This window comes from Sinorhizobium sp. 6-70 (assembly GCF_030124375.1).
In the GTDB taxonomy this organism is placed as follows: domain Bacteria; phylum Pseudomonadota; class Alphaproteobacteria; order Rhizobiales; family Rhizobiaceae; genus Sinorhizobium.
On record NZ_JASKLS010000001.1, the window covers coordinates 378,118 to 395,556 of the forward strand.

Consider the following 17,439-nt stretch of genomic DNA (forward strand, 5'->3'; position numbering starts at 1 on the left):
TGCCTGCACGCTTTGTGCCCGATTTCCGGTGTAAGATTAAACGAGCTTTGTACGACGGATCGCTTCGCATGAAGGAAATCGCGCAAGATCAACCCGATAGTCCCGGCCTCGCCCAAAGCCGAGGCATCTATCGCGAGCAGGCGTCATCCGGAGCGTTGGCGGGCGATGTGAAGTGCTTCTGGACGCACCACTTGCCCGAGCCAGCGCGCGTCGCGGTGGTGCCGGATGGCTGCGTCGACATCATCTGGATTTCCGGCGGCCTTGCGGTTGTCGGGCCGGACAAGGTGGCAGCCTTTCCCGAGCTCGTCGCCGGCGAAACCGTCGTCGGCGTTCGCTTCCGCATTGGTTCGGCCGCCTCCTGGCTACGCACGCCGCTCGACGCGATCACCGGCAAGACCGTTCCGCTGGAGGTTTTCTGGGGCCGCGCGGCGCGCGCACTGGAGACGCAGATGGCGGACGCGACAGATCCCGCGGCCAGGATTGCCGTTCTCCATGCGGCCCTGCAAGGCCGGCTCGCCACGGTGAAGCCTCTATCGTCCGAGATCGCCGCCTGTGTCGCGCTTCTCGAAAACGGCCGAAGCGCCGTCGAGCCGATTCGCACGCTCGTGCAAGAGACCGGAACCACCGAACGGACGCTGCGTCGTCGCTGTCACGAACATTTCGGTTACGGCGCCAAGACGCTCGACCGCATCCTCCGGCTGCAGCGGTTTCTCCGCGCCTGCCGGGCCTGGCCCCAAAACACACTGGCGACGCTCGCACTCGACGCAGGCTACGCCGATCAGGCTCATCTCAGCCGCGAGGCGAAGGAACTGACGTCGTTGACGCCCAGCGCTATTCAGGAGCAGCTCGCATACTGATGCAGAACTTTAGAAAAGACCACCAACCTACTCATCAGGAACGGTGAAATGAGTTCCCAATCCGGGCGTCTGGACCGGCCGCGCCGCTGACTGCGGTTGGCCGTTTCGTTCAAGACGGCACCTCCGGGACGTGGTAGCGATAGCATCAAAGGAGTGAACGCATGGCAACCATGGCCACCATGATCATTCACACGTCGATCGCGCGCGACTGGCGCGAGGTCTATGCCTTCATGGCGGATCACGAGAAGATGTCGCTCTGGGCCTCCGGGCTTTCTTCCGGGCTCACGCGCGATGGCGACGAATGGATCGCGCCCGGCCCGCTTGGCAACGCGCGCGTACGCTTTGCGCCGGACAACGAATTCGGCGTGGTCGATCATCTCGTGACGCTCGAGAGCGGGCTGAAGGTGCACAACGCATTGCGGGTGGTACCGAACGGCGATGGTGCGGAGGTCATGTTCACCCTGCTCCGGCAACCGGACATGAGCGACGAGCAATTCGCCGCCGATGCGGCACATGTCGAGAAAGATCTCGCCACGCTCAAGTCCATCATGGAATCGAGTTAACTTACAGAAAGAACGGCACGGATATGAGCAACAAGGGCAACGATCGCCGCATCGACTATATCGAGTTCAATGTGGCAAGCATCGAAGCGAGCAAAGCCTTTTACGGCGGCGCTTTCGGCTGGACCTTTACCGACTACGGTCCGGAATATTGCGAATTCGCCGATGGCCGCCTGACGGGCGGCTTCACGACATTTGGACCCGTCAGAAGCGGTGGTCCACTCGTCATTGTCTACGCCGACGATCTTGAGGACGCGGCGCGGCGCGTCGAGGCAGCCGGCGGCAAGATCGTCAAGCCGATCTATTCCTTCCCCGGCGGCCGCCGCTTCCATTTCGCCGATCCGGACGGATACGAGCTCGCGGTCTGGTCGGCCCAGTAAGAGGGGAGCTACTCGCCGAACCGGATGAACAGCGCGCTGACGAGGCCGAAGACGACGATGCACTGTAGAATGAACATCGGCCACTCTGGTGACATCTCGATTCCTCCTCTCTACAGCGCCGAGCGTCCGGTTAGACGCGCACAGGTTGCTGTAGAACTTTGAACCTCTGCATGATTTTGTCCCCGATCGATTCCGATTTAGGGATCAGTAGCGGGGCATGCGTTTCTCGCGCCGCGCTCCGGCGCATAGCCAGAACGCCAATACCCGGTGAGGGTTCCCATTGATGATGAACCGAACCGGCAGCAATGGCGAGTCCAACGTCCCGGTTACGCTCGCAACAAAAAGGCCCAACGTCCTTGTAAGACGCGGGGCCCCTCGCCCCTCAGCCGTGAAGGCCTGCTCTATTCCCCGCCTCCAAGCGAGTGGACGAAGACGGCAAGCTGCTTGACCGTCGTATCGCCAATGCGAGGCAGCCAGGCGGGCATGACGCCGTGTTTCGGCGCCTTCATCTGGTTGATGATCGCCTGCTCGCCCTCGCCTTTCAGCCAGATCGCGTCCGCAAGATTGGGTGCGCCCATCTCGCGGCTGCCTTTCGCGTCGGTGCCGTGGCACGAAGCGCAATTGTCGGCGAAGAGCTGTTTGCCCGGCTCGACCAGCTCGGGGTTCGATGGGGTGGCTGTGAGGCTCACGACATAGGCCGCCGTCTGTTTCGTCTGCTCAGGGTCGAGCATCTCCGCAAAGGACGGCATCTCGGAGACGCGAGTCTCGCCGTCAGCGTCATGACGAATGCCGTGCGCGATCGTCTGGTAGATCTCATCGGGTTTGCCGCCCCAGAGCCAGTCGTCGTCGTTGAGGTTGGGGAAGCCTTTCCCGCCGGCGGCGCCCGAGCCGTGGCACTGCGCACAGTTCACCTTGAAGGCGGAAGCGCCGGCCGAAACGGCAAACTGCTGCAATTCCGGATCGGCAATGATTTCGTCGAGCGAACTCGAAGCGATCCGCACCAGGTTGCCCGCCTGTGCCGCCTTGGCGTTGGCGAGCTCGACGCTAACCTCGGAGCGGCTCGAATAGCCGAGCACGCCCTTAGTCGCTTCTGTCAGCATCGGCCACGAGGGGTAGGCGATTGCGTAGCCGATTGCCCAGAGGATCGTCGCATAGAAGCTGTAGACCCACCAGCGCGGCATCGGGTTGTTGAGTTCGCGAATGCCGTCCCACTCGTGACCGGTGGTCTCGACGCCGCTGATCTCGTCAATATGTTTGTCCGCCATCGGTCAATCCTCCTTTCGAGCGGCATGAGGAAAAGTGTGCAGCGGTTTTCCGCCCGCATGCCGCTCGGATCTTCGCGTGTCGATCACATCGTGATCGAAGGGTATGGAAGCGGCCCGATCGGCGGCATTCTTGGCACCCGGCCGGAAGACGAAAGCGACAACGCCGAGAAAGAAGACCACCATGGCGAGGAGGCCCCAGCTGTCGGCGAAATGACGCATGAACGTGTAGGTTTCCATGTCGGTTCCCTCCTTAGCGATAGCCGGTGGTGTCGTCGTAGGTGGAGAAGTCGACGAGCGTGCCGAGCATCTGGAGATAGGCAATGAGCGCATCCATCTCCGTCAGCCTTTGCGCGTCACCGTCGAAATCGCCGAGCTTGGCCTTCGGATAGCGCGCCTCGATGCCGGCCGTGTCGGCATTGGGATCGGCCTGCGCCTTGAGGTCCGCCGCCGCGTTGTCGATCATCTCGTCCGTATAGGGGACGCCGACCGCCCTGTTGGCCTTGAGGTTCATGGCGACGTTCGTCACCTCGAGCGGCGTTTCCTTCAGGAAGGCGTAGCTCGGCATCACCGATTCCGGAACAACCGAGCGCGGCTCGGTCATGTGCTGGACGTGCCATTCGTTGGAATAGCGATCGCCGACGCGGGCGAGGTCCGGCCCGGTGCGCTTCGAGCCCCACTGGAACGGGTGGTCGTACATCGACTCCGCGGCGAGCGAGTAATGCCCGTAGCGCTCGACCTCGTCGCGGAACGGCCGGATCATCTGGCTGTGGCAGACATAGCAGCCTTCGCGGACATAGATGTCGCGTCCGGCAAGCTCCAGCGGCGAATAGGGCCGCATGCCTTCAACCTTCTCGATGGTGTTTTCGAGATAGAAGAGCGGCGCAATTTCCACGATGCCGCCGATCGAGACGACGAGCAGCGAGCCGACCAGGAGGAGCGTGGCGTTGCGTTCGAGTATGGTGTGTTTGTCGAGAATGGACATGGGTCTGTCCTCCTATTCCGCAGGCTGCGGCACCGGCGTCGCACCGAGGATCGGGGCTTCGTCGCGCACGCGTCCGAGGATCGTCATTGTTACGTTGAAGGCCATGAGCAGCGCCCCGGCGAGGAACAGCCCACCGCCAGCGGCACGCAGCACATAGTAGGGGAACATGGCCGCGACCGATTCCGCGAAGGAATAGACGAGGAAGCCCTGGTCGTCGTATTCGCGCCACATCAGGCCCTGCTGGATGCCGGCAACCCACATGACGGAGGCGTAGACGACGATGCCGAGGGTGGCGAGCCAGAAGTGCCAGTTGACCATGCGCACGCTGTAGAGCCGCTCGCGGTTCCAGAGCTTCGGAACGAGGTAGTAGATCGCGCCGAAGGTGATGAGCCCGTTCCAGCCAAGCGCGCCGGAATGCACGTGGCCGATGGTCCAGTCCGTGTAGTGGCTGAGCGAGTTTATCGTCTTGATCGACATCATCGGACCTTCGAAGGTCGCCATGCCGTAGAAGGCGACGGCCATGATCAACATGCGCACGATGGGGTCGGTGCGGATCTTGTCCCAGGCGCCCGAAAGCGTCATCAGGCCGTTGATCATGCCGCCCCAGGAGGGCATCCAGAGCATCACGGAGAAGACCATGCCGAGCGTCTGCGCCCAGTCGGGCAGCGCGGTGAAGTGGAGGTGGTGCGGACCGGCCCAGATGTACATAAAGATCAGCGCCCAGAAGTGGATGATCGACAGCCGGTAGGAATAGATCGGGCGGTTCACCTGCTTGGGGATGAAGTAGTACATCATCGCCAGGAAGCCGGCCGTCAGGAAGAAGCCGACGGCGTTGTGCCCGTACCACCACTGCGTCAGCGCATCCTGGACGCCCGAGAAGGCCGAATAGCTCTTCGAGCCGAGGAAGGAGACCGGCACCGCCAGATTGTTGACGATGTGAAGCATGGCGATGGTGACGATGAAGGCGAGATAGAACCAGTTCGCCACGTAGATATGCGGTTCCTTGCGCACGAGGATCGTGCCGAGGAAGGCGATGAGATAGGCGACCCAGACGATCGTCAGCCAGAGATCGACATACCATTCAGGTTCGGCGTATTCGCGGCTCTGGGTGATGCCGAGCAGGTAGCCGGTTGCCGCCAGCACGATGAAGAGCTGATAGCCCCAGAACACGAACCAGCCGAGATTGCCGCCGAAGAGACGTGCACGGCTGGTGCGCTGGACGACATAGAAGGAGGTGGCGATCAGCGCGTTGCCGCCGAAGGCGAAGATGACAGCCGAAGTGTGGAGCGGCCGCATGCGGCCGAAGTTGAACCATGGCTCGATGTTGAGGTCCGGGAATGCGAGCTGCAGCGCCACGATGACGCCGACCAGGAAGCCGACGACGCCCCAGAATACCGTGGCGATGACGCCGTATTTCACGACTTCGTCGAAATATTCCGATTGCGGCGGCGCCCCACCCGCCACCGCCGGGCGGAACTCGATCCGCCGCAGGAGCACGATCGTTCCGCCAAGCAGCGCGAAGAACAATACCCACATATGCGCGCCGAAAAGGCGGTCTTGTGCGAAGCCGGCTCCAACCAGCGCCAGGAAGGCGCCGACCCCGAGCACGATCATCTCGAATGTATATTTCATGGTTGGATCCCCAACTTTCCCAAATCGTCGACGACAGCGCACCGAAATGCGCACGCCGCCGCAACCTGCCCTGATCTGTCAGAATCGCTCGTCGCCAACCTTGATTCAGATCAAGGCTGGCCCCGGCGCTTCGACGCATCCTTGCGAGCATGGAGGCTTGAACGTGAGGCGATGGTGGGAAGGGCCCGAACACATGAGAGTAAAGATCAACGGCCGAACGCTATCGAGCGGAGCGCGGCCTCCTGCATCAGGAGAACCGCCGGTCGAACCGCTGGCCTGGCTGGCCGGCGCTCATCATGACCAGCTGGCGCTCTGCGACAGCCTGGAAGCGATCGCCGACAGCCTCCCGGAAGAGATCAACCGCGAGACCTGTGCCTACGCGGCGAAGGTGATCGGACCGATGATCCGGGATCTCCATGCTGGCGAGGAACGGCGGGTTTTTGCCTGGATCGAGCAACGCTTCGCAGGCGACACGTCCGTGCAAGCTCTGCTGGAGCGCCTGAAATACGAGCATTGCGAAGATGAGTGTTTCGCCGAGGAACTGACCGAAATGCTCGATCGCCTGGGCGCGGCCGACAGGACGGTTAATGCGGAAACCGCCGGCTACATGTTGCGCGGCTTCTTCACCAGTGTGCGACGGCACATCAGCTTCGAGCAGGAATGCCTGCGGGGGATTCTCATCCAGCACCTCGGTGGCAAACCGGCGGTGTGATTCCTACCCGCCTGTTTCCCTACGGAGATGCGCGTCTCATCAGACGCGCAAAGGACGCTGTAGCCCTTTTACTTGCTGCGCTCAGGCCGCTATCGCCCTGCGTCGGTCCGCATGCTCCTGGATGACCAGGATCGCCCCGATCAGCTTGCCGTTGCTCGACAGGCACGGCGTCATGCGACAGCGAACGACCACGGTGCGCGCATCGACATTCTTGGCAAAAGTGTAGTCGACGACTTCGCCCCCGAAGCAACGGTCGAGATAAGACTTCACCCGCTGTTCGAAGCGCTGGAGACCGATGAATTCGACGATATGCCGCCCGATGAGGTCCATCGGCCTGCTTTCGAGATGGGTCGCATTCGCCGGGTTGGTGTAGAGATAGCGGTAGTCAGGCGTGATCACGGCGATTCGGTCAGTAAGGCAGTCGAGGATCGCCTCGTTGAGCAGTCCCTCGTCGGCGAGCCCCTTGCTGGGCAATCTCGCCCGGTGGTCGAGATCGAAACCGGCGAGATCCGCCACTCCTGTCGCCGCGAAATAGCGATCGATCAGGGATTGAAGCAACTTTGAATGGCGCAAAACGCTGGACATGTCGCCCGACTCGGCGCGCATGATGTCGATCAGGAAGTGAAATTGCAGGCGGGCGTCCTCTACGCTCGTCGCCCTCTGGTCGTAAACCGCCTTCAGAATAGGATCGAGCTCACGATCCAGAATCCCGATCAGATGTTCGTCCGCCGCTTTAACGGCATACTGCAACTGTGAATACTTGAACCAGAACAGCTCAATCAGTGCGTTCAATTCGAATCCCCATTCCCCACGGCAATGCCGCGTCGATGCACTTCAAGATAGTCGGTGTTGCAGATAGACTTAGGTTTTGATGATTTCCCCTCAATGCCACGCGAATCCGCGCTGCGCTCATTACCCAGAGCGCTTGCAGTAGCCCCAAACCACAACGATGAGTTTACACGCATTGCTGCATCGTTCAACAGGAGAAAGCCGGAACGAGCGAGCCCGGGCATCCTCGGATGATGGCAGCGTCGGGAGGCACCGGGCGCAGGGCGCGGGCCTTCGAAAGCGCGTCGGGACAGCGATATTTATCGCCACCTCCTCCAGTTGAAGATCGCGCTGGCGCGCGTGATCTTCCGTGGTACATTGCAAGCCGTGAATAAGTCCGGATCGAGGGGGCACGCATGACGCGGGAACTTCATCGGCATTGCATTCGGATTTCAGCGCTCGCGATATTTGTGCAGGCAACGCTGTGGTTCTTGCCGGCATCGGCGGCGGATCCATACGCCTCGAACAATGGTCTCTACCCTCAAGAAAGCGAATGGAGCGGTCCCTATCGCAGCTTGAACTACAACTATCCGGAAACGACCGACAACAAATGGTTCACGGTTGCGCCGCGCGCGCCGCTGAACATCCAAAACGCCAGCGACTATGTTGCAAAGCTGAAGGCCCACCTCGAGCCAAACATGCGGGCGATGATCGATGCGCCGGACACATGGGACCCGGCAGCCAACGGCTGGTACGGAATGATCTGGCAGGGCGCCGGCACGACAGGCCCGAACGGCGTCACCGATCCTGAGAGCGGACAGGAAGCCATCCTGGGCTCCTTTTCCGGCCAGATCATCACGAAGGAAACGTTTCAGGACTTCGGCCTGACGGTTAATCTGCAGAACCACACGGTCATCTACTACGATGCCCTCTCCGCCACGATGCTGAGGAAACTCTGGGACGATCCATTCAAGCCGAACCGAAAGGCGGTCTCCTTCCCCGAGGGCGGGATGGTGGTGAAGGCGGCGGCGGTGACACCGACGCCGCAGCAATGGCCTGTGGTGGAGGATTCCGCGATCTGGAACGTCTACCGTCCGACGGTCGAGTCACTCCAGGGACCTGACTACAATCCCTACACCAACGCCAAGGCGGTGGTCGTGCCACTCCGGGTGCTGCAGTTCGACATCATCGTGAAAGACACGATCGCCTCGCCGCAGACGGGCTGGGTCTTCGTCACCTATGTCTACGACAAGGACGCTCCCGGCGCGACCACCTGGGACAAGCTTGTCCCGCTCGGCGCCATGTGGGGTAACGATCCGGCTTTCGCGCGCGAACCGAACGGCACGGATCCGAAGGGCGGCCCCCTGCAGGAGACATGGATCAACCAGAAGGCGCCCGCCTACGCGATCTCTTCCCTCGGTTGGGGCGGCCGGTTATCCGGCCCGATCGATGTCTCGGAACGGCACAACGTACTTCTGACCAACGGCAATCTGGTTCCCGTGCAGCCGGCGTCGTCGTGTCTCAGCTGTCACGGCACCGCGCAGTTTCCATTTGTTGCCAACTTGTATCCGTCGCCGAACAAGGCATTTCCGCGCGAGGGAACACTCTTTCCGATGTATCCGCCGGGTTCCGAGATGTGGGCGCGCTGGTTCCAGAACAGGCCCGGCTCGAAGCCGCAGAATGACAACGAGAACGCGGTTGCCCTCGACTACGACATGTTGATCATGTTTGCCCTCAGCGCCTACGACGCCGCGGCGGGCAACGACCTCTTCGTTCAAGAACATGTCGACGTCCACTAGTCATCCGAGCGACCGGATCGGCGCGCTGATGGCCCTGGGAGCGGCGGAGCCGTCCGAGACGCCCTCGCAGCACCGGCAGCTGACCGTGATGTTCGCTGATCTCGTCGGTTCGACCGCGCTCCTCGAAGAACACGGGCCCGAGGCGTTCAGCGACCTCTTGCGCATCTACCACAACCTCTGCACCGAGGCGACGCGGACCCAGGACGGCACGGTCGCGAACTATCTCGGCGATGGCGTGATCAGCTATTTCGGCTATCCACGCGGCACGGAGGACGATCCGTTGCGGGCCGTACAGGCCGCATGGGCGATCCTGCAGAACCTCGAGCGGCTCAATCGCAAGCTCGCCGGCGCCCGGCTCGAGGCCCGGATCGGCATCGCGACGGGGCGCGTCATCATTCACCAGAAGCCGGGCGATCACTACGGCGAGAACGTCGTCGGCGCCTGCCTGAACAAGGCGGCACGCCTGCAGGTGCTTGCCTCGGCGAACACGGCGATCGTTTGCGCTGCCACGCGCAAGCTCGCAGGAAAGGCATTCGACTTCGAGGATCTCGGCCCGCAGAACCTGAAGGGGTTCGAGCAGCGGGAGACCGTCTTCAGGCTGCCGCCGCGGCAGCGCCAGGGGCCTGGCGGATTCGCAAGGCTGCGCGGCGAGCGTCGCACGCCGCTCGTCGGCCGCGACCGAGAACTCGCACTCTTGCGCCAGATGACAGCGCGCGCTGCCGGCGGGTCAGGTGGCGCCGCGGTTCTGGTCGGCGAACCCGGCATCGGCAAGTCGCGGCTGATCGACGTGCTCCGACACGACGAGGCACAGGAGAGCGTCCGCTATCTTTCGCTGCAGTGCTCGCCGGCCCATCAGTTTTCGTCGCTTCATCCGGTGAAGGACTATCTCGACTGGGTGTCCGGCGTGAACGCCGACGATCCGCGCGACGTCCGGCGCGACAAGCTTCGGCGGCTATTCCAATCGGCCTGGCAGACGGACGAGGAGCAGACCGCCGTGCTGATGGACGTCGTGGCGTCGAGCGGTCCGGAACAGGAAGCGAATGCCGATATCGGCATGCTGCTCAAGAGGCGCATGGCCTTCCAGATATTGTCGAAGAAAGTGTTCAGCACGGCGGTGCCCGGCCACCCGCTGCTGCTGGTCTTCGAGGACGTGCACTGGATCGATCCGACGTCGGCGCAGTTCCTGGAAAACCTGGTGAGGAACGCCGCGAACCATGCCTGCACGGTGCTCAGCACGACGCGGCCAGAGGGTCCATTCGCCGGTCGATTGAACGCACTCGGCGAGATCGTGCCACTTGACCGGTTGAGCGATGAGCAGTCCGTAGAACTCGCGAGGGCGACCGGCCTTGCTGCCGGCATGGATGACGAAACACTCAATGTCATCGTCGAAAAATCCGATGGGGTCCCGCTCTTCGTCGAGGAATATGCCTCGATGCTTGCGGAAAACCTCGGCGCCAGAGAGAAGGCCGAAGGCCCGGAGGAGCGGCGTGACGTACCCCTGACGCTCGGGGGGCTTGTGCAGAACAAGCTCGACCGCCTCAATCCTCACGCCCAGAAGGTCGCAAGGATCGGCGCGACTGTCGGACGCGTCTTCGACCTGCAACTGGTGCGCTCCCTGTCGGCCCTCGGTCGGACGACCTTCGACAAGGCGCTTGCCACCCTCGAAGCCGCCGACATCGCTCACCGCGGCGCGGGATCCGGAAGTCAGCCGGCCGCGAGCTTCAAGCATGCCTTGGTACAGGACGCCGTATACGGATCGCTGAGCACTGCCGAGCGGCGCCGGCTGCACGGCCGCGTGGCCGATGCAATGCTCTCGGACAAGGGCGGGCGCCGGATCAACGCCGAGGTGCTCGCCGAACACCTGCTTGCAGCCGCACGCAACCGGGAGTCGGCCGAGTGGCGCCTGACGGCCGCCATGGCAGCCGCCGGGGAAGGCAGTGCGGCGGAGGCGCTGGCGCATATCACCCGCGGCCTGGCAGCGACGGAGCTGTTGCCGGCTGGCGGCGAGCGCGACGATCTCGAACTGCGGCTCAGGGCTATCGAGGGTCCGACGCTGATGGTCACCCGCGGCCCGGGCAGCCCGGCCTTCGGCACCGCTCAGGCGCGTGCACTGGAACTGCTGCGCGGCCGCGACAAGCCGGACAACCTGATCCCTGTCATCTACAACACCGCCCTGCATGACTGGGCTTGCGGCAGGCTCGCCGAGGCCGACCGGGTAACGGACGAGATTTTCGCGATACTGGAAGCCGAGCCATCGGATGCAGCCTATCTCAGCGCGCATACGATGCGCGGCCTTGTCGCCTGGCATCGCGGCGACAATCCGGCGGCGCTCGAACACCTGAGCGCCACCGTCGGGCGCTACAGCCCGACGCTCCACCGCGAATTCTACATGCGCTTTCTCAAGGAATTCGGCGTTTTCGGCCAGTTCTATCTCGGGCTGACGCACACCGTCATGGGCAACGCGACCGCGGGCGCGGAGCATGCAAAGGCGGCGCTCGAACTCGCAAAGCTGGTCAGGCGCCCGCATGCCTACGGGTTCGCGCTGCTCGCCAACTTCGTCACCGCCATGCTGCGCGACGACGTGCGCACTGCGTCACGCTACAGCGAGGAGAGCATCGAATTCGCGAGCCAACAGGGCTTTCCCGAATTTCTTGCCATGTCGATGATCTGCCAGGGCTGGGCGAAGGTAAAACGAGGCGCCATCGATACGGGCATCCACCAGATGGAAGAAGGCGCCGGCCTCTGGGCGATGACCGGCTTCGAGAACTGGCAGGCCTATTTTGCCGGCCTGCTATCCGACGCCTACGTGGCGGTCGGGCGCCTGGCCGACGCAGGCGCGCTACTCGACCGCCATGACGAGCGGGTGGCGCGCTTTGGCGAGGCTCAGTTCGAGCCGCTACTGGCGAGGTCGCGGGCAATGCTCCTGTCTGCGGCGGGCGACGCCGAGGGCGCGGCCGCCTCGATGCGGACCGCACGGGACCGCGCGTTGCGAAACAAGGCGGCGCTTTGGGCGAGCGGGCGTTGACTAGAGACTGCGCTTGATGTTCCAGCGGTCGTGATACCAGAGCCATTGGCCCGGATATTCGCGGACCCAGCTCTCGACCTTGTCGTTCAGCATCTGCGCCGTCGCATTGACATCGACGCTGCCGTCCGCCCTGCGCGGGATCGCAATCGCCGGTTCGAGCTCCAGCCGAAACCGACCGCCGGGCAGACGGATGCAGCGAGCGGGATAGACCTCGCAGTTGAACTGACGGACGAGCTTGGCAAGCAGCGGGTTGGTCTGAACGTCGCGACCGAAGAACTTCGTCTTCAATCCCTTTCGGAACTTCTGGTCGACCAGAACGCCGACACCGTCACCGCGCTCAAGCTGACGGGCGAGCGCGAAGGAGGAACCGGCATGGGAGGGTACGAGATTGCCCATCCGCGCCTTGCGGAATTCAAACACCTTCTCGGCCATGTAGGGATTGTTCGGCGGGCGGAAGAGGACGGTGACCTCGAGCCCGAAAGCCGAGCCCGCAACGGGCAGCATTTCGAAGTTGCCGCTATGGGCGGTAAAGACGATGAAGGGGCGCGGATTGTCGCGCAGGTCAAGGAACAGCGGGATGCCAGAGACTTCCACCCTGCCCGGCTCCGGACGAAACGGGTCGAAATCGAAAAGCTGGTCGAGGAAGACGTATTCCGCCGCCATCCGACCCATATTGCCCCAACTGTCGAGCGCGATCTCCTGCAACTCAGCCTCGCTCTTTTCCGGAAAGGCGTTGCGCAGATTGGTGAGCGTCAGCTTGTACCTCCCGGTCTTCGGGCCGATCCAGCGAGCGACGCGGTCCATGAAGTTGATCGCCGCATCCGCCGGGAAGAGCTTAAGAACGGTCAGCAGCAGGAATACGAGCTGTGCAATCGTCCATTGCCGAAAATGGTTGGCGGCCAGCACCAGCCGTGTGATCAGCATCCGCACGATGTTCAGTCCATCCGAAGGATGATCTTGCCGAAGACCTGACGCGACTCCATCCGCTCCAGAGCGCGGTCGATATCGTTGAAGCCGACTTCCGTATCGATCACCGGATGCACCAGCCCACGGCCCATCTTCTGCATCGCGTTCGCCATGTTTTCCATGCGGCAGCCGAAGGAACCGAGCAGCTTCAACTGCTGCTGGAAGAGCATCATCAGGTTCATGTCGGTCGAGACACCGGACGTTGAGCCGCAGGTGACGAGGCGCCCGCCCCGCTTCATCGACAGCATCGAGCCTGCCCAGGTGTCCTTGCCGACATGTTCGAAGACCACGTCGACGCCCTTCTTCTTGGTGAGCTTGCGGACCACACCCTCGAAGCGGTCGGTGCGATAGTTGATCACATGATCGGCGCCGAGCGCCTTCGCCCTATCGATCTTGTCGTCCGAGCCGACCGTGGTGATGACCGTGCAGCCGATCTTCTTGGCAAGCTGGATCGCAGCCGTGCCGATGCCGGAGCCTCCGGCATGGACGAGGATCGTTTCGCCGGGTTCGAGCTTGGCATTGTCGAAGAGCATGTGCTCGACCGTACCGAAGGTGACGGGCGCGAGCGCCGCACCGACGGCATCGACGCCCGGAGGTGCCGGAACGAGCAGCCGCGACGGCAGGTTCACCAGTTCCTGCGCGAATCCGTCGAGATGGAAGCCGTGCACCCCGCCCACATGTTCGCAGAGATTGTCACGACCCTCGCGGCACGGGCGGCAGAGCCCACAGGTGCGCGCGCCGTAGATCGAGACGAGCTGTCCGGGCAGGACATTCGCAACGCCGGGGCCGATGCTCGCGACCACGCCGGACGCTTCCGCCCCGATCACCAGCGGCATCTTGCGCTTGGCAAAGGCCATGCCCCGCCAGCCCCAGACGTCGATATGGTTGAGCGCGACGGCCTTGACGCGAAGCGTAACTTCACCGGGACCCGGCGCTTCCGGCTCCGGAAGATCGGTGATTTCAAGCTTGCGGTCATCGAGCAGTTGCAGGGCGCGCATGGTCTTTCCTTTGCCGAAAACGGCATAGATTCCAAAGATTTTACGCGGGATGCAGGCGGAGAGCCGCTCGCACTTTCCTCATCCCGCGTTATTCGTTGTGGGCCGTGGGTTTACGCCGGCTCGGCAGTCATGACAAGGCTGGCGTTCTGACCACCGAAGCCGAAGGAGTTCGACAGCACGGCAGTGACCTGCTGGCTGCGCTTCACATTCGGCACGACATCGAGAACGATCGCCGGATCAGGGTTCTGGTAGTTGATCGTCGGCGGCAGCGTCCCGGTCAGCATCGTCTGCAGCGAGAAGACCGCCTCGACCGCACCGGCCGCCGTCAGCGTATGGCCGATCATCGACTTGTTCGACGAAACCGGGATCGTCGGCAGGCGCTCGCCGAAGACGGACGACATCGACAGATATTCCATCTTGTCGTTCTCCGGCGTCGAAGTGCCGTGGGCATTGATGTAGCCGATGCCGCTCTCGTCGATGCCGGCGTCCTCGAGTGCGGCGCGGATCGTCGCGATCGCCGGGCCGCCGTCCGGAGACGAGCGTGTGCGGTGGAAGAGGTCGGCCTTCTCCCCGCAACCCTTGAGGATGCCGTAGACGCGCGCACCGCGGGCAATCGCCGCCTCCAGTGATTCAAGCACGAGCGTCGCGGCCCCTTCCGCGATGACGAAGCCGTCGCGGTCCTTGGTGAAGGGTTTCGATGCTTTTTCCGGCGGATCGTTCTGGGTCGAGAGCGCGGAAAGCAGCGAGAAGCGGATCAGTGCTTCGGCGCTGACCGAGCCGTCCGTTGCGACCGTCAAGGCGCGATCGGTGCGGCCCTGGCGGATTGCTTCGACGCCGAGTTGGATCGCGGTCGCACCGGAAGCGCAGGCCGTCGAAAGCGTGACCGGCAGGCCGCGCGTACCAAAACGGTCGGCGAGACGCTCCGAGATCGAGCCGAAGAGTACGGCCTCGTGAAACACCGGATCCGCCTTCTGCCGCATTGCTGCGAGGAAGCGGTTGTAGGCGTCGCCCGGCCGCTCGGACGGTGGCGACCGGTCGGCAAGCTCGAAGCGTGCGCTCCATTCCGGTTCGATCGGCGGGGCAGCCAGGAACAGCGGACCGTTGAAATCGCCGGAGAGACCGGCCTGCGCCAGAGCCTCAAGTGTCGTCTCGCGCGCCATCGCATAGGAGCGCTCGACTGCGTTTTCCGCTGGCAGCTCGATGAAATCGACAGTGCCGCTGATGCGGGTCGAAAGGCCCTCGGTCGGGAAGCGGGTGATCTTGTGAATGCCGGAAACGCCGCCGGAAAGCGCCGCCCAGTTATCTTCGAGCCCTTGGCCCAGCGAGGTGATGACGCCCATGCCGGTAACGGCGACGATCGGGCGGCCGAGATGATCCGTATATGCCTTGCTCATGGTTCGAGCCCCCTTATTCCGCAGAAAGCACGGCGACACCTTCGCCGCGGGCGTGGCCGATCGTCGTCACGACCGCCGTCTTGGCCGGCACCGTCATCACGGTTTCAGCATCGGGATCGAAGGGCGGGACCTTGGCGGCGTGGCCGAGCGAGAGCGCCGCAAGCGCCAGGCCCACCGGAAACTGTGCCTCGATGCCATGCCCGACGAGACCGCCATAGGCGCGGATCGGCCGACCGGCGAGTTCGGTTTCCAGAAAGGCCTTCTCGCGGCGAGCAAGGTCGTGGAAACCGGTGGTGCCGGAAAAGACGATGGTGGACTGCGGATCGAACGCGGCCGCCGGTGCCGCGAGATCGGCAAGACGTGCCTCCAGCCTCCCATCCTGACGGCTGCCGCGATCGCCACTAACGGCCTCGATCGAGGCATAGATGCGGGCGCCGCGCGCCTCGGCATATTGGCGTGATTCGAGTACGAGGAATGCGCCAACCGAGCCGAGGATGAGGCCGCCGCCGTCCTCCGGCTTGCGCGACCAGATCGGATGCCAGTCGCCAACCGCGCAGCCCTGAATAGCTTCGATCAGCAGGATGATATCGATGCGCTCGGCCGAAAATGCGCCGCCCACGAGCGTATGGGTCGACTGGCCGGCCTTGATGCGCGCGAAGGCAGTTTCGAAGGCAGAAATGCCGGCGGCCTCCTCGCCCATGAAGGTGCGCGAAGAGCCCGTCACCTTGTGGACGATGGAAATATTGCCGGCGAGCAGGTTGGAGAGCTGGGCCAGGAAGAGCGTCGGACGCAGTTCCGTCGTCAGCTTCTCGTTGAGGAGCTGCTCTCGGTCGTTGCGCTTCAGGCCTTCGTCCACGATCAGCGAGTCGACGTTGATGTCGCGCTCGCCGCCGCCGGCTGCGACGATCATATCCATGCTGCCGCAGGCATCCAGATTGTCCTTGAGCCCTGCGTCGTCGAGTGCCAAACCGGCGGCAAAGACGCCGAGGCGCTGCCAGTTTTCCATCTGCCGCTGGTCGCCGCGCTTGACGATCTGCTGGGACCAGTCGATTTCCGGCAGCGGATGGACCGGATAGGGAGCGAAACGTTCGGCCTCGATGCGCACTCTCGGCGGTTCGGCGGCACTCAAGAACGTCACATGCGGCTCGACGCCTACCCCCTGGCTCGTCACGATGCCGACGCCGGTGATCACCACGTCGTTTGCGGATTTCGTCATCTTCACTTCTCCGAACCGGCCATGGCGGCCATCAGTCCCAGATCCTCGGCGCGCTTGCGAACGATATCGCCAAGAGGCACCTGATCGAACGGCATCGTCCTCAGCTTCAACTGGGCATCGCATATCTTCTTGCCGGCCGAGGTGATCTTCGCCTTCGTCACGGCAAAGCCGGATCCTTCATGCTCCAGCGACGCCTCGATCTCAAGCTCTGTGGAGGGCTCTACGAAAGTGCGCATCTTGGCGCCGTCGACCGACATCAGGAAGGGCATCGCCGCAAATTTCGTAGCGGCCAGCACGAGAAAGCCCGAGGCCTGCGCCATGGTCTCGATCAGGAGCACACCTGGAACCAGTGGATAACCCGGAAAATGCCCCTCGAACACGGGGCTCTTTTCCGGAACGACCGATCGCGCCGTCAGGCGGCCCGCCGCAAGATCCACCGTTTCGACGCGGTCGATCATCTGGAAGTACTCAAGGAGCATGAAGGCTGATCCCCGTTGGTTTCGGGCTCAAGTAAAAACGCCGATGCCGCCTGTCAAGCGCGGGACGCGACAGGCGGCATCGTGAAACGGGTCGAACCGCGTCAGCGGAAGGTCAATTAGGCCTTAGCTGCCCGAAGTTCGTCGATCTTCGCACAGAGGTTCTTCAGCACGAAGTACTCCTCGGTCGACACCTTGCCCTCGTTGACTTCCTGGGTCCATTGCTCGAGCGGGATCTTGATCCCGAATTCCTTGTCGATCGCAAAAACGATGTCGAGGAAGTCCAGGCTGTCGATGCCTAGATCATCGATCGTGTGGCTTTCCGGCTTGATCGTCTCGCGATCGATCTCGCTGGTTTCCGCAATAATATCGGCGACCTTGTCGAATGTTGCTGTCACGCGCATACCTC

The 17,439-nt window shown here is 62.9% G+C and carries 16 protein-coding genes and 1 pseudogene; 6 read left to right on the forward strand and 11 right to left on the reverse strand.

The features are described 5' to 3' along the window. The first annotated feature begins 68 nt into the window (after window positions 1–68). The 3 genes from QN222_RS01785 to QN222_RS01795 all read left to right on the forward strand — a co-directional run bounded on the left by QN222_RS01785 (window position 69) and on the right by QN222_RS01795 (window position 1,797). Window positions 69–857 (forward strand): helix-turn-helix domain-containing protein, encoded by a 789-nt coding sequence (locus QN222_RS01785; protein ID WP_283963900.1) that lies wholly within the window; start codon window positions 69–71, stop codon window positions 855–857. Between the two features lie 161 nt (window positions 858–1,018). Then, window positions 1,019–1,420: an SRPBCC family protein gene (locus QN222_RS01790; protein ID WP_283963899.1), complete on the forward strand. Its 402-nt coding sequence runs from the start codon at window positions 1,019–1,021 to the stop codon at window positions 1,418–1,420. A 23-nt stretch (window positions 1,421–1,443) separates the two neighbouring features. After that, complete coding sequence (locus tag QN222_RS01795) at window positions 1,444–1,797, forward strand: VOC family protein (protein WP_283963898.1); 354 nt, start codon at window positions 1,444–1,446, stop codon at window positions 1,795–1,797. Window positions 1,798–2,198: 401 nt separating this feature from the next. Here the strand turns inward: QN222_RS01795 and ccoP are convergent, their stop codons facing one another. From ccoP to ccoN, 4 genes and pseudogenes are all read right to left on the reverse strand, one after another. Continuing rightward, window positions 2,199–3,062, reverse strand: coding sequence for a cytochrome-c oxidase, cbb3-type subunit III (gene ccoP / locus QN222_RS01800; protein WP_283963897.1), 864 nt, complete (start codon window positions 3,060–3,062; stop codon window positions 2,199–2,201). Between the two features lie 87 nt (window positions 3,063–3,149). After that, window positions 3,150–3,299: pseudogene (locus QN222_RS01805) on the reverse strand (cbb3-type cytochrome c oxidase subunit 3); the annotation flags it as partial. A 13-nt stretch (window positions 3,300–3,312) separates the two neighbouring features. Then, on the reverse strand, window positions 3,313–4,044 hold the full coding sequence (gene ccoO, locus QN222_RS01810; protein ID WP_283963896.1) for a cytochrome-c oxidase, cbb3-type subunit II: 732 nt from the start codon (window positions 4,042–4,044) through the stop codon (window positions 3,313–3,315). Window positions 4,045–4,056: 12 nt separating this feature from the next. Continuing rightward, entirely contained in the window at window positions 4,057–5,676 is a 1,620-nt protein-coding gene (gene ccoN, locus QN222_RS01815) for a cytochrome-c oxidase, cbb3-type subunit I (RefSeq protein WP_283963895.1), read from the reverse strand. 46 nt (window positions 5,677–5,722) lie between these two features. Here ccoN and QN222_RS01820 point away from each other — a divergent pair, with 46 nt between their 5' ends. Then, window positions 5,723–6,388, forward strand: coding sequence for a hemerythrin domain-containing protein (locus QN222_RS01820; protein ID WP_284005184.1), 666 nt, complete (start codon window positions 5,723–5,725; stop codon window positions 6,386–6,388). 81 nt (window positions 6,389–6,469) lie between these two features. Here QN222_RS01820 and QN222_RS01825 read toward each other — a convergent pair whose 3' ends face one another. Continuing rightward, window positions 6,470–7,180 carry a PAS domain-containing protein gene (locus QN222_RS01825; protein ID WP_283963893.1) on the reverse strand — a complete coding sequence of 237 codons (711 nt, stop codon included), beginning with the start codon at window positions 7,178–7,180 and terminating at the stop codon, window positions 6,470–6,472. A 392-nt stretch (window positions 7,181–7,572) separates the two neighbouring features. On the opposite strand from QN222_RS01825, the gene QN222_RS01830 reads away from it, so the two are divergent. Then, entirely contained in the window at window positions 7,573–8,955 is a 1,383-nt protein-coding gene (locus tag QN222_RS01830; protein ID WP_283963892.1) for a hypothetical protein, read from the forward strand. After that, window positions 8,939–11,980 carry an AAA family ATPase gene (locus QN222_RS01835; RefSeq protein WP_284005186.1) on the forward strand — a complete coding sequence of 1,014 codons (3,042 nt, stop codon included), beginning with the start codon at window positions 8,939–8,941 and terminating at the stop codon, window positions 11,978–11,980. The genes QN222_RS01830 and QN222_RS01835 overlap by 17 nt, the downstream gene beginning before the upstream one ends. Here the strand turns inward: QN222_RS01835 and QN222_RS01840 are convergent, their stop codons facing one another. The 6 genes from QN222_RS01840 to QN222_RS01865 form a co-directional block, all read right to left on the reverse strand. Then, complete coding sequence (locus QN222_RS01840) at window positions 11,981–12,904, reverse strand: lipid A biosynthesis lauroyl acyltransferase (protein ID WP_283963903.1); 924 nt, start codon at window positions 12,902–12,904, stop codon at window positions 11,981–11,983. Window positions 12,905–12,915: 11 nt separating this feature from the next. Then, window positions 12,916–13,944 carry a zinc-binding dehydrogenase gene (locus QN222_RS01845; protein WP_283963889.1) on the reverse strand — a complete coding sequence of 343 codons (1,029 nt, stop codon included), beginning with the start codon at window positions 13,942–13,944 and terminating at the stop codon, window positions 12,916–12,918. A 110-nt stretch (window positions 13,945–14,054) separates the two neighbouring features. After that, entirely contained in the window at window positions 14,055–15,338 is a 1,284-nt protein-coding gene (locus QN222_RS01850; protein ID WP_225107172.1) for a beta-ketoacyl-ACP synthase, read from the reverse strand. Window positions 15,339–15,351: 13 nt separating this feature from the next. Further along, entirely contained in the window at window positions 15,352–16,554 is a 1,203-nt protein-coding gene (locus QN222_RS01855) for a beta-ketoacyl-ACP synthase (RefSeq protein ID WP_283963888.1), read from the reverse strand. A 2-nt stretch (window positions 16,555–16,556) separates the two neighbouring features. Next, window positions 16,557–17,033: a 3-hydroxyacyl-ACP dehydratase FabZ family protein gene (locus tag QN222_RS01860; RefSeq protein WP_283963887.1), complete on the reverse strand. Its 477-nt coding sequence runs from the start codon at window positions 17,031–17,033 to the stop codon at window positions 16,557–16,559. Between the two features lie 116 nt (window positions 17,034–17,149). Next, window positions 17,150–17,434, reverse strand: coding sequence for an acyl carrier protein (locus tag QN222_RS01865; RefSeq protein ID WP_085938953.1), 285 nt, complete (start codon window positions 17,432–17,434; stop codon window positions 17,150–17,152). Between the last annotated feature and the right edge of the window lie 5 nt (window positions 17,435–17,439).